At 72.3% G+C, this 13,101-nt stretch carries 8 protein-coding genes; all 8 read left to right on the top strand.

Going from position 1 to position 13,101, the window contains the following annotated elements; all coding sequences use genetic code 11:
• Positions 1 to 273 precede the first annotated feature (273 nt).
• The 8 genes from trpB (at position 274) to E1283_RS19800 (ending at position 12,885) form a co-directional block, all read left to right on the top strand.
• Entirely contained in the window at positions 274 to 1,590 is a 1,317-nt protein-coding gene (trpB, locus tag E1283_RS19835; RefSeq protein WP_132819441.1) for a tryptophan synthase subunit beta, read from the top strand.
• Positions 1,587 to 2,402, top strand: coding sequence for a tryptophan synthase subunit alpha (gene trpA, locus E1283_RS19830; protein WP_132819440.1), 816 nt, complete (start codon positions 1,587 to 1,589; stop codon positions 2,400 to 2,402). Before trpB ends, trpA begins: the two co-directional genes overlap by 4 nt.
• Before the next feature lie 67 nt (positions 2,403 to 2,469).
• The gene (locus E1283_RS19825) at positions 2,470 to 3,687 is read left to right on the top strand and encodes a DUF1266 domain-containing protein (protein ID WP_132819439.1); all 1,218 of its coding nucleotides are present in this window, start codon (positions 2,470 to 2,472) and stop codon (positions 3,685 to 3,687) included.
• Positions 3,688 to 3,756: 69 nt separating this feature from the next.
• Positions 3,757 to 4,500 carry a DsbA family protein gene (locus E1283_RS19820; protein WP_132819438.1) on the top strand — a complete coding sequence of 248 codons (744 nt, stop codon included), beginning with the start codon at positions 3,757 to 3,759 and terminating at the stop codon, positions 4,498 to 4,500.
• Positions 4,501 to 4,620: 120 nt separating this feature from the next.
• Positions 4,621 to 5,622: a prolipoprotein diacylglyceryl transferase gene (lgt, locus tag E1283_RS19815; RefSeq protein ID WP_132819437.1), complete on the top strand. Its 1,002-nt coding sequence runs from the start codon at positions 4,621 to 4,623 to the stop codon at positions 5,620 to 5,622.
• A 196-nt stretch (positions 5,623 to 5,818) separates the two neighbouring features.
• Positions 5,819 to 6,517: a VIT1/CCC1 transporter family protein gene (locus E1283_RS19810; protein WP_132819436.1), complete on the top strand. Its 699-nt coding sequence runs from the start codon at positions 5,819 to 5,821 to the stop codon at positions 6,515 to 6,517.
• A 355-nt stretch (positions 6,518 to 6,872) separates the two neighbouring features.
• Complete coding sequence (gene gltB / locus E1283_RS19805; RefSeq protein ID WP_132819435.1) at positions 6,873 to 11,432, top strand: glutamate synthase large subunit; 4,560 nt, start codon at positions 6,873 to 6,875, stop codon at positions 11,430 to 11,432.
• Positions 11,425 to 12,885 (top strand): glutamate synthase subunit beta, encoded by a 1,461-nt coding sequence (locus tag E1283_RS19800; protein WP_132819434.1) that lies wholly within the window; start codon positions 11,425 to 11,427, stop codon positions 12,883 to 12,885. Before gltB ends, E1283_RS19800 begins: the two co-directional genes overlap by 8 nt.
• The last annotated feature ends 216 nt before the right edge of the window (positions 12,886 to 13,101 follow it).

Raw genomic sequence — 13,101 nt, 5'->3', positions numbered from 1 at the left:
ATAAGAGACAGGCCCCCACCGGACCATCCGAACCGACGTCCGGTAGCGCCGGACCGTGCCGGCCCGGCGGCCCCGAGCCCGTTCGCCCTCGCGACGGTCAGGGCTGTCCCGAGACGGCCCGGCCGACCGGGCGGACCGGTGACCCCGCCGCCGGCGGCCAACGGCCGGTCCGCCCCGTCCGCCCACCGGCCCGTAGGGCCGGCGCGGCACATCTCGTCGTTAGTCTCCTCGATCTCGATCTCGATCCATCCGGAAGGCAAGGCAACGAACCGAATGTCTGACATCGAGTCCGCAGCGACCGCCCGGTCCGCGGCGGAGTACTTCTTTCCCGACCACGAGGGGCCGGTGCCCAACTCCGCCGGTTACTTCGGCGCCTTCGGCGGCATCTTCGTGCCCGAGGCGCTGCGCGCCGCCGTCGAGGAGGTGGCGGTCGAGTACGAGAAGGCCAAGGCCGATCCCGCCTTCGCCGCCGAGCTCGACCGGCTGCTCACGCACTACACCGGCCGGCCCAGCCCGTTGACCGAGGTGCCGCGGTTCGCCGCCGAGGCCGGCGGGGCCCGGGTGTTCCTCAAGCGCGAGGACCTCAACCACACCGGCTCCCACAAGATCAACAACGTGCTCGGCCAGGCGCTCCTCACCCGCCGGATGGGCAAGACCCGCGTCATCGCCGAGACCGGCGCCGGCCAGCACGGCGTGGCCACCGCCACCGCCTGCGCCCTGTTCGGCCTCGAGTGCACCATCTACATGGGCGAGATCGACACGCAGCGCCAGGCGCTCAACGTCGCCAGGATGCGGATGCTCGGCGCCGAGGTGATCTCGGTGAAGTCCGGCAGCCGCACCCTCAAGGACGCCATCAACGAGGCGTTCCGCGACTGGGTCGCCAACGTCGACCGCACCCACTACCTGTTCGGCACGGTCGCCGGGCCGCACCCCTTCCCGGTCCTCGTCCGCGACTTCCACCGGGTGATCGGCGTCGAGGCGCGGCGGCAGATCCAGGAGGAGGCCGGCCGGCTGCCCGACGCCGTCGTGGCCTGCGTCGGCGGCGGGTCCAACGCGATCGGCCTGTTCCACGCGTTCATCCCCGACGAGGGCGTGCGGCTGGTCGGTTGCGAGGCGGCCGGCCACGGCGTGGAGTCCGGCGAGCACGCCGCCACCCTCACGGTCGGCGAGCCCGGCATCCTGCACGGCTCGCGGTCCTACGTCCTCCAGGACGACGAGGGCCAGATCACCGAGCCGTACTCCATCTCGGCCGGCCTCGACTACCCCGGGATCGGCCCCGAGCACGCCTACCTCAAGGACAGCGGCCGCGGCGAGTACCGGCCGGTGACCGACGACGAGGCGATGCGGGCACTGCTCCTGCTGTCCCGCACCGAGGGCATCATCCCGGCCATCGAGAGCGCCCACGCGCTCGCCGGCGCCCTGGAGGTCGGCCGCGAACTCGGCCCGGACGGCCTTGTCGTCGTCAGCCTCTCGGGCCGCGGCGACAAGGACATGGACACCGCCGCCCGATACTTCGGGCTCTACGACGAGAACGCCGACAAGAAGACCGACGAGAACGCCGACGAGAAGGCCGTGGAGGGCGACAAGTGAGTGGCAACGCGGCGGCGCTGAGCGCCGTGCTGGCGGCGGCCCGGGCGGCCGACCGGGCCGCGCTGATCGGCTACTTCCCGGCCGGTTTCCCCACCGTCGACGGCGGCGTCCGCGCCGTCACCGCCATGGTGGAGGGCGGCTGCGACGTCATCGAGATCGGCCTGCCGCACAGCGACCCGGTCCTCGACGGCCCCGTCATCCAGACCGCCGACGACATCGCGCTGCGCGGCGGCATCCGGATCGCCGGCGTGCTGCGCACCGTCCGCGAGGTCCACGCGGCCACCGGCGTGCCGGTGCTGGTGATGACCTACTGGAACCCGGTCGACCGGTACGGGCCCGAGCGGTTCGCCGCCGAGCTGGCCGAGGCGGGCGGCGCCGGCTGCATCCTGCCCGACCTGCCGGTCGAGGAGTCGGACGCCTGGCGGAAGGCGGCCGAACAGCACGGCCTGGCCACCGTGTTCGTGGTCGCCCCCAGCAGCAGGGACGCCCGGCTCGCCACCATCACGGCGGCCGGCAGCGGCTTCGTCTACGCGGCCTCCCTGATGGGCGTCACCGGCACCCGCGAGTCCGTCAGCCGGGACGCGGCCGACCTGGTGCGCCGCACCAGGGCCACCACCGAACTGCCGGTCTGCGTCGGGCTGGGCGTGTCCAACGCCCGGCAGGCGGCCGAGGTGGCGGCCTTCGCGGACGGCGTGATCGTGGGCACCGCCTTCGTCAAGCCGCTGCTGGAACACGACGACGAGGCCACCGCCCTGGCGCGGGTCAGGGAGCTCGCCGCCGAACTCGCCGCCGGGGTACGGCGCACGGGCTGACCGGCCGGTTCACCGGAACGTGGTCGCGGCGCCGGGGCCCGGCCGCGTTCCGGTACAGTCGTGGGCCATGGGTACCGACGGGACCGCGGAAGACATACCGTGGCAGCCGCCCACGGCGGTGGAACAGGGCCTGTACGAGGCCGGCTCCAAGGGGGACTGGGCCGCGTTCTTCTCCGTCCTGGCCGGTACCGACCTCTTCTTCCCGATGTCCCAGGAGATGGCCGACGCCGTCCCCGACGGCCTGCGCTTCAGCACCTTCAAGGACCCCCAGGTCGACGGGGTCTGCGTGGCCGTCTTCACCCGGGGCATGCTGCCGCCGCCGGCCGGCGGGCAGATCTTCGAGCGCGGGGACCTCGCCGGGCTCGCCAAGTCCTGGCCCCGGCCCGCCCGTTGGCTGGCGGTCAACCCCGGCACCCCCGTCGAGACCTTCCTGCCGGCCGAGCCCAAGCGGTGGCGCAGGTACGCCAGGAACGCCACGCCCGAGAGCCAGCTCAAGACGCTGTGGACGGGGCACCGCTCGGGCCCGCTGGCCCACGGCATGGCGTGCGGCGCGTTGCTCCTCGTCAACAACGGCTCCCTCTGGAACCACCTCGGCTGGCAGAACGGCGGCTACCGCGAGGAGCGGGAACTGCTGCGCACCTGGTGGGGGGTGTCCGGGCGCGGCGACTGGTACAAGATCCAGGAGCGGCTGCTGCGCGGCGAGGTCATCTCGCCCGCCTGGGAGTTCGCGCTGCGGGTGCGGCAGGCGCTGATCCAGGAGTACGGCCCGACGCCGGGCGCGGTGCGGTGGCGCGAGACGGCCGAGCGGGTGCTGGTCTCGCGGACCGCGGAGGTGGTCGACCAGACCGGCCGGCCGCCCGAGTTCGACCTGGACGCCGACATCGCCCTGGTCCAGGAACTGATCGGCCGCATCCTGCGCTACGAGGCGCGGTTCCGGGCCGACGGCCTGCTCGCCGCCGAGGACGGCGTGCGCTCCGTGCTCGCCTGGGACTTCGGGCGGGCCTCCTGCATGGCCCGCTGGGGCCTGGGCGCTCGCTACTGCGAACTCCCCGAGACCGAGCGGTCGCTGCTGCGCGCCGGCGCCGCCGCCCGCCAGGTGTACCGCTCCTGGTCCGACTTCGCCGCCGGCTACATCCTCGGGCGCTGCCTGCACTTCGACAGCGAGGAGTTCGGCGACTGGTACACGGAGATGGTCGCCGCGCACCGGCTGCTGTCCACGGACTCGGAGAGCCCCTGGCTGAGCGTCTCCTGGGAGCAGTCCGCGGCCGACCGCTCGGAGCACTGACCGGGGGTCGCGCCCATCGAGTGGCCCGCTGGGCGTGTCCTGACCGGGCGCGGTTCGTTGGCTCAGGGCGTGAGCCAGAGAAATCGTGACGGAAAGCAGAGTGCCCGCGAGCGGATCAGGCGGGCACGGGAGCGGGAGCGCTCCTCGGAGCGGCGGGTGCGCGGCGTCAAGATGGCCGGCGTGTCGGTGGTGATCCTCGCGGCGGCGGCCGCGGTGGGGATCGTCGCGGCGAACAACGGCGACAGCTCGAGCGACGCCACCAACGCCGAGCCGATCACCGTGGGCCCCTCGGACGCGCCGGCGACGCTGACCGTCTACGAGGACTTCCGCTGCCCGGCCTGCGGCCAGTTCGAGGACAACTTCCGCACCACCATCAACGAGCTGACGGACGCCGGCAAGCTGCGCGTGGAGTACCACCTGGTCAGCATCATCGACGGCAACGTCGGCGGCGACGGCTCCAAGCGGGCCGCCAACGCCGCCGCCTGCGCCCGCGACGAGGACCGCTTCCCGCAGTACCACGACGTGCTCTTCGAGCACCAGCCGGCCGAGCAGGACGACGCCTTCGCGGACACGTCGCACCTGATCAACCTCGCCAAGGACGTCGAGGGCCTCGCCTCGGACGCGTTCCGCTCCTGCGTCCAGGACGGCACCCACGACGACTGGGTCAGCGACTCGAACGCGGCCTTCCTGAACTCGAAGTACAACGCCACCCCGACGATCCTGCTGAACGGCGAGAGCGTCTACGGCGACTCCGCCAACCCGCTGACGCCGGACAGCCTCCGCGACCGGGTGAACGACCTGGCGGACGCCTGACCGTCGGTGCCCGTCCGGTGGCGCCGCGTGACGCGTTGATCCTTCCGGGAGCCCCGGTGGCCCCCGGAAGGCCCCGCGGATTACCCCATGCGCTCCGGGCACGGTAGCGTCGGGGACACCATGGAGATCCTTGCCTCGATTCCCAGTCCCGGCGAAAGCGAGATCCACCTCGGACCGCTGCCGCTGCGCGGATACGCGCTGTGCATCATCATCGGCGTCTTCCTGGCCATCTGGCTCGGTGGCAGGCGCTGGGTCGCCCGAGGCGGGAAGCCGGGGACCGTCGCCGACATCGCCGTCTGGGCCGTGCCCTTCGGCCTGGTCGGCGCGCGGCTCTACCACGTGATCACCGACTACCAGCTCTACTTCGGCGAGGGCCGCGACTGGGTCGACTCGTTCCGGATCTGGGACGGCGGCATCGGCATCTGGGGCGCCATCGCGGGTGGCGCCGTGGGCACCTGGATCGCCTGCCGGCGGCGCGGTATCGCGCTGCCGCCGATGGCCGACGCCCTCGCGCCCGGCATCGCGTTCGCACAGGCGATCGGTCGCTGGGGCAACTGGTTCAACCAGGAGCTCTACGGCCGCGCCACCGACGTGCCGTGGGCGGTGGAGATCGACAACGGTCTCGACCAGGGCACCTTCCACCCCACCTTCCTCTACGAGTCCCTGTGGTGCGTCGGCGTCGGCGTGCTGGTGATCTGGGCCGACCGCCGCTTCCGCCTCGGCCACGGGCGCGCCTTCGCGCTCTACGTCGCGGGCTACACGGCGGGTCGCTTCTGGATCGAGTACCTGCGGATCGACGAGGCGCACGAGTTCTTCGGCCTGCGGCTCAACAACTGGACCGCGGTGATCGTCTTCGCGGCGGCCGTCCTCTACCTGGTGCTCTCCGCGAAGCGCAGCCCCGGCCGCGAGGAGAACGTCGAGCCGGACCCCGACGCCGAGCCCGCGGGGGACGAGACCCCCGCCGAGGTCGAGACCTCCGCCGAGGCCGAGGAGACCGCCGGGGAGACCGCTGCGGAGGCGGACGCCGAGGCCCCGGAGAAGCCGGCCGAGGCGAAGGCGGAAGGCGGCGCGGACGCCGGCACGAAGCCGGGCGACGAGGACGCCAAGGCCCCGGCGAGCTGACGCCGGGTTCCTCCCCCCACCCACCCACTTCCACCAATGGCCCGCCGCCGCGCGGGCCATTGCCATTTGCGCCAGCCAACATGTGAAAACCGCAGGTCACGGCGGTTAGTACGCCCTGCCTTGCTAGCCCGCGCAGCGGTTCGGTGTCAGGCTGGGGGCCCGATCCGCAGCACCAGGGAAGCAGGGCGGCACCGTCATGTCCGCAGAGGCGCACCACAGCCACCGGGACGTCACCGGCGGATGGCTCCGGCCGTCCGTGTTCGGGGCCATGGACGGCCTGGTGTCCAACCTGGGGCTGATCAGCGGCGTGGCCGGCAGTTCCGCGTCCTCCCACGCCGTCGCCGTCGCCGGGATGGCGGGGCTCGCCGCCGGGGCGTTCTCCATGGCGGCGGGGGAGTACACCTCGGTGGCCTCGCAGCGGGAGCTCGTGCTGGCCGAGATCGACGTCGAGCGGCGCGAGCTGATCAGGCACCCGTCGGACGAGCTGGCCGAGCTCACCGAGGTCTACGTGCGGCGGGGCGTCGAGCCGGAGCTGGCCAGGGAGGTGGCCAGGCAGCTGTCCGTCGACCCCGAGCAGGCGCTGGAGATCCACGCCCGCGAGGAGCTGGGCGTGGGCCCGGCCGACCTGCCGTCACCCGGCGTGGCCGCGGTGTCGTCGTTCGGTTCGTTCGCGGTCGGGGCGCTGCTGCCGCTGCTGCCGTACCTGCTGGGCGCCGCCAGCCTGTGGCCGGCCGTCGTGATCGCCCTGGTCGGCCTGTTCCTGTGCGGGGCCGTGGTGTCGCGGGTGACCGCCAGATCGTGGTGGTACGGCGGCCTGCGGCAGCTCCTCCTCGGCGCCGGGGCGGCCGCGCTCACCTACGGCCTGGGCGCGCTGCTCGGCACCTCGCTGGGGTGACGGCGGCCGGTCGGGCACGATGGGTGGATGTCGGGAATAAGCTGGACCTGTCCGCGCGCTATGTCCGCTGAGCGCGCTTTGGGTGAGCTTTGTTTCTGGCGGGTTTCAGTTGTTTGACGGCGGGCATGTGTCCCGCATCGACGAGCAGCGGTGCACCCGTCGACCCCGAATTGCTTTGGGCGGTCTTGTCCGCCATTTCCGGCGTGGCCAGGCGGAGCTAAGTCCGTATCGTGGACAGTGCTATCCGCTTCCCGGGAACCGGGACATCGTGTAACCTGCACGAAATTTCGCGTATGCCAGGGCCAGCGTCGTCCCTCGGAACCAGCTACAAGCCAAGACGACGACGGGAGAGCCGATGCGTTCTGCGTCCCATCCGGTAGCGCAGGGGATGTATGACCCGCGTAACGAGCACGACGCCTGTGGTGTCGGCTTCGTCGCCACTCTGACCGGTGAGGCCAGCCACGAACTGGTCGACCAGGCGCTCACCGTCCTGCGGAACCTGGAGCATCGTGGGGCCACCGGCTCCGACCCGGACACCGGCGACGGGGCCGGCATCCTCATCCAGATCCCGGACGCCTTCCTCCGCGAGAGCGTTCCGTTCGCCCTGCCCGAGCACGGCGCCTACGCCGTCGGCATCGGCTTCCTGCCCGCCGCCGAGGCCGAGGCCGCCGAGGCGGTCGCCCGGATCGAGGCCGTCGCCGCCGAGGAGGGCCTGACCGTCCTCGGCTGGCGCGACGTGCCGACCGCCCCGGCACTGCTCGGCGCCGCGGCCCGCGAGACCATGCCCGCCTTCCGGCAGCTGTTCGTCGCCGACGCGGCGGGCGAGAAGACCGGTCTGGTGCTCGACCGGGCCGTCTTCGTGCTGCGCAAGCGCGCCGAGCGCGAGGTCGGCGTGTACTTCCCGTCGCTCTCCGCCCGGACCATCGTCTACAAGGGCATGCTCACCACCGGCCAGCTCGAGCCGTTCTTCCCCGATCTCTCCGACCGCCGGCTGGCCAGCGCGATCGCCCTGGTGCACTCGCGGTTCTCGACCAACACCTTCCCGAGCTGGCCGCTCGCCCACCCCTACCGCTTCGTCGCGCACAACGGCGAGATCAACACCGTCCGCGGCAACCGCAACTGGATGCGGGCACGGGAGTCGCAGCTCGCCAGCGACCTGCTCGGAGGAGGAAGCGCGGACCTGGAGCGGATCTTCCCGATCTGCACGCCCGACGCCTCCGACTCGGCCACCTTCGACGAGGTCCTCGAACTGCTGCACCTCGGCGGCCGCTCGCTGCCGCACGCCGTGCTGATGATGGTCCCGGAGGCCTGGGAGAACCACGCCTCCATGGACCCGGCCAGGCGCGCCTTCTACCAGTACCACTCCACGATCATGGAGCCCTGGGACGGCCCGGCCTGCGTCACCTTCACCGACGGCGTCCAGGTCGGCGCCGTCCTCGACCGCAACGGCCTGCGTCCGGGCCGCTACTGGGTCACCGACGACGGCCTCGTCGTGCTCTCCTCCGAGGTCGGCGTCCTCGACATCGACCCGTCCCGGGTGATCCGCAAGGGCCGCCTGCAGCCGGGCCGGATGTTCCTCGTCGACACGGCCGAGCACCGGATCATCGAGGACGACGAGATCAAGGAGCGGCTCGCCGCCGAGCACCCTTACGCCGATTGGCTGGAGGCCGGCCTCATCGAGCTGGCCGACCTGCCCGAGCGCGAGCACGTCGTGCACACCCACGCCTCCGTCACCCGCCGCCAGCAGACCTTCGGCTACACCGAGGAGGAGCTGCGGGTGCTGCTCGCCCCCATGGCGGGCAGCGGTGCCGAGCCGATCGGCTCGATGGGCACCGACACCCCGATCGCCGCGCTCTCCGACCGGCCACGGCTGATCTTCGACTACTTCACCCAGCTGTTCGCGCAGGTCACCAACCCGCCGCTGGACGCCATCCGCGAGGAGCTCGTCACCTCCCTGTACTCCTCGCTCGGCCCGCAGGCCAACCTGCTGGAGCCCACCGCCGCCTCCTGCCGCAGCGTCACGCTGCCGTTCCCGGTGATCGACAACGACGAGCTGGCCAAGCTCATCCACGTCAACGCCGACGGCGACCTCCCCGGGTTCTCCGCCGCCACCCTCTCCGGCCTCTACCGGGTCGGCGGCGGTGGCCAGGCGCTCGCCGACCGGCTCGCCGCCATCTGCGCCGAGGCCGACGCGGCCATCGCCGACGGCGCGCGGATCATCGTGCTCTCCGACCGGCACTCCGACGCCGAGCACGCCCCGATCCCGTCGCTGCTGCTCACCTCCGCGGTCCACCACCACCTGATCGGGACCAAGCAGCGCACCCAGGTCGGGCTGCTGGTCGAGGCGGGCGACGTCCGCGAGGTGCACCACGTCGCGCTGCTCGTCGGCTACGGCGCCGCCGCCGTCAACCCCTACCTGGCCATGGAGTCCGTCGAGGACCTGGTCGCCCGCGGCACCTACCTGCCGGGCGCCGACCCGCAGGTCGCCATCCGCAACCTGATCAGGGCGCTGGGCAAGGGCGTCCTCAAGGTGATGTCCAAGATGGGCATCTCCACCGTCGCCTCCTACCGCGGCGCGCAGGTCTTCGAGGCCGTCGGCCTCGACGAGTCGTTCGTCGACACCTACTTCCACGGCACCACCACCAAGATCGGCGGCGCCGGCCTCGACGTCGTCGCCCGCGAGGTCGCGGCCCGGCACGCCAAGGCGTACCCCGCCTCCGGCGTGGCTCCGGCCCACCGCGACCTGGAGATCGGCGGCGAGTACCAGTGGCGGCGCGAGGGCGAGCCGCACCTCTTCGACCCCGAGACGGTCTTCCGGCTCCAGCACTCCACCCGGGAGCGCCGCTACGACGTCTTCCGCCAGTACACCGGGCGGGTGAACGAGCAGTCCGAGCGGCTGATGACGCTGCGCGGCCTGTTCCGGCTGCGGGACGGCGCGCGCCAGCCCGTGCCGCTCGACGAGGTCGAGCCGGTCAGCGAGATCGTCAGGCGGTTCTCCACCGGCGCGATGAGCTACGGCTCCATCTCGCAGGAGGCCCACGAGACGCTGGCCATCGCCATGAACCGGCTGGGCGCCAAGTCCAACACCGGCGAGGGCGGCGAGGACTCGGAGCGGCTGGTCGACCCGACCCGCCGCAGCGCCATCAAGCAGGTCGCCTCGGGCCGCTTCGGCGTCACCAGCGAGTACCTGGTCAACGCCGACGACATCCAGATCAAGATGGCCCAGGGCGCCAAGCCAGGCGAGGGCGGCCAGCTGCCCGGACACAAGGTCTACCCGTGGGTGGCGAAGACCCGGCACTCGACGCCCGGCGTCGGCCTGATCTCCCCACCCCCGCACCACGACATCTACTCGATCGAGGATCTGGCCCAGCTGATCCACGACCTGAAGAACGCCAACCCGGCCGCCCGGATCCACGTCAAGCTGGTCTCCGAGGTCGGCGTCGGCACCGTCGCCGCCGGCGTCTCCAAGGCCCACGCCGACGTCGTCCTCATCTCGGGACACGACGGCGGCACCGGCGCCTCCCCGCTCACCTCCCTCAAGCACGCCGGCGGCCCCTGGGAGCTCGGCCTCGCCGAGACCCAGCAGACCCTGCTGCTCAACGGGCTGCGCGACCGGATCGTCGTGCAGACCGACGGCCAGCTCAAGACCGGCCGCGACGTGCTGATCGCCGCGCTGCTCGGCGCCGAGGAGTTCGGCTTCGCCACCGCGCCGCTCGTCGTCTCCGGCTGCGTCCTGATGCGGGTCTGTCACCTGGACACCTGTCCGGTCGGCATCGCCACCCAGAACCCGGTGCTGCGCGAACGGTTCGCCGGCAAGCCCGAGTTCGTCGTCAACTTCTTCGAGTTCATCGCCGAGGAGGTCCGCGAGCTCCTCGCCGAGCTGGGCTTCCGCACCCTGGAGGAGGCCGTCGGCCGCGCCGAGCTGCTCGACGTGTCCCGCGCCGTCGACCACTGGAAGGCCCAGGGCCTCGACCTGGCGCCGCTGCTCCACGTGCCCGCCCTGCCCGAGGGCGCCGCCCGGCACCACACCATCGCCCAGGACCACGGCCTCGCCAAGGCCCTGGACAACGAGCTGATCCGGCTCTCCGCCGACGCGCTCTCCGCCGACACGGTGGAGGCCGCCCAGCCCGTCAGGGCCCAGCTCGCCATCCGCAACATCAACCGCACCGTCGGCACCATGCTGGGCCACGAGGTGACCAAGCGGTTCGGCGGCACCGGCCTCCCCGACGACACCATCGACATCACCTTCACCGGCTCCGCCGGCCAGTCCTTCGGCGCGTTCCTGCCGCGCGGCGTCACGCTGCGGCTCGAGGGCGACGCCAACGACTACGTCGGCAAGGGCCTCTCCGGCGGCCGCCTCGTCGTCCGCCCGGACCGGGGTGCCGACCACCTGCCCGAGTTCTCCACCATCGCCGGCAACACCATCGGCTACGGCGCCACCGGCGGCGAGGTCTACCTGCGCGGCCGGGTCGGCGAGCGGTTCTGCGTGCGCAACTCGGGCGCCACCGTCGTCGCCGAGGGCGTCGGCGACCACGGCTGCGAGTACATGACCGGCGGCCGCGCCGTGGTGCTCGGCGCCACCGGACGCAACTTCGCGGCCGGCATGTCGGGCGGCGTCGCCTACGTCGTCGACCTCGACCCCGACCAGGTCAACCCCGGCTTCGTCGCCATAGAGGAGCTCGACCAGGTCGACCGCGACTGGCTGCACGAGCTGGTGCGCCGGCACGCCGAGGAGACCGGGTCGACCGTCGCCGACGCGCTGCTCAAGGACTGGGACAGCGCGGTCGCGCGGTTCAGCAAGATCATGCCCACCACCTACAAGGCCGTGCTCGCCGCCAAGGACGCCGCCGAGCGGGCCGGGCTCTCCGAGTCCGAGACCCACGAGAAGATGATGGAGGCGGCGTCCCATGGCTGACCCGAAGGGCTTCCTTTCCACCGAGCGCGAGATCGCTCGGTCCCGCCCCGTCGAGGAGCGCGTCCGGGACTGGAACGAGGTCTACGTCCCCGGCTCGCTGCTGCCCATCATCAGCAAGCAGGCCGGCCGCTGTATGGACTGCGGCGTCCCCTTCTGCCACAACGGCTGTCCGCTGGGCAACCTGATCCCGGAGTGGAACGACTACGCCTACCGCGGCGACTGGACGGCGGCCAGCGAACGGCTGCACGCCACCAACAACTTCCCGGAGTTCACCGGGCGGCTGTGCCCGGCGCCGTGCGAGTCCGCCTGCGTGCTCGGCATCAACCGGCCGGCGGTGACCATCAAGAACGTCGAGGTCACCATCATCGACAAGGCCTGGGAGGCCGGCTCCGTCACCCCTCAGCCCCCGCAGCGGCTGTCCGGCAAGACGGTCGCCGTCATCGGCTCAGGCCCCTCGGGCCTGGCCGCCGCCCAGCAGCTCACCAGGGCCGGGCACACCGTCGCCGTCTACGAGCGGGCCGACCGGATCGGCGGCCTCCTCCGGTACGGCATCCCCGAGTTCAAGATGGAGAAGCGGCACGTCAACCGGCGCATCGAGCAGATGCGCGCCGAGGGCACCAAGTTCCGCACCGGCGTGGAGGTCGGCCGCGACATCGACGCGGCGGCGCTGCGCCGGCGCTACGACGCGGTCGTCATCGCCGCCGGCGCCACCACGGCGCGCGACCTGCCGGTGCCGGGCCGCGAGCTCAACGGCGTCCACCAGGCCATGGAGTACCTGCCGCTGGCCAACAAGGTCCAGGAGGGCGACTTCATCACCGCCCCGATCACGGCCGAGGGCAAGCACGTCGTGGTCATCGGCGGCGGCGACACCGGCGCCGACTGCGTCGGCACGGCCCACCGGCAGGGCGCGGCGTCCGTCACCCAGCTGGAGATCATGCCGCGACCGAGCGAGGCCCGCCCGGGGCACCAGCCCTGGCCGACGTTCCCCATGACCTACAAGGTCACCTCGGCCCACGAGGAGGGCGGCGAGCGGGTCTACGCCGTCTCCACCACCCACTTCGAGGGCGACGAGGACGGCAACGTCCAGTGGCTCCACCTGATCGAGGTGGAGTTCGTCGACGGCAAGCTGGAGCAGAAGCCGGGCACGGAGCGCCGCATCCCGGCGCAGCTGGTCACCCTCGCCATGGGCTTCACGGGCACCGACCGGGAGAACGGCCTCGTCGAGCAGTTCGGCCTCGAACTGGACGCGCGGGGCAACATCGCGCGCGACGCCGAGTACGCGACGAACGTCCCCGGCGTCTTCGTGGCCGGCGACGCCGGCCGCGGCCAGTCGCTGATCGTCTGGGCCATCGCCGAGGGCCGCGCCGCGGCGCGCGGCGTGGACCGCCACCTGACGGGCGAGTCCACCCTGCCGTACCCTGTGCGGCCGACGGACCGCGCGCTCGTCGCCTGACGGCCTGACGGCCTGACGGCCTGAGGTTTCCGACCGGCCGTCCGTCTGTTTGTCTCACTGTCCGTCCGTTCGTCCGTTCGTCTGTCCGTCCCAGTCTCCGGGCGGGTGCCGGCAACGGCGCCGGCTGCCCGCCCGGTTCGCGAGTCGTTCCGTACAGCGTCGTACGGACACCGCCGACGCCCGCCCTCCCCGACCGAAGGGCGGGCGTCGCCGCGT

This window comes from Streptomyces hainanensis, assembly GCF_004348415.1.
In the GTDB taxonomy this organism is placed as follows: domain Bacteria; phylum Actinomycetota; class Actinomycetes; order Streptomycetales; family Streptomycetaceae; genus Streptomyces; species Streptomyces hainanensis.
The sequence above is the reverse complement of the archived record's forward strand: the minus strand, read 5'-3'. Positions and strand labels throughout refer to the sequence as shown.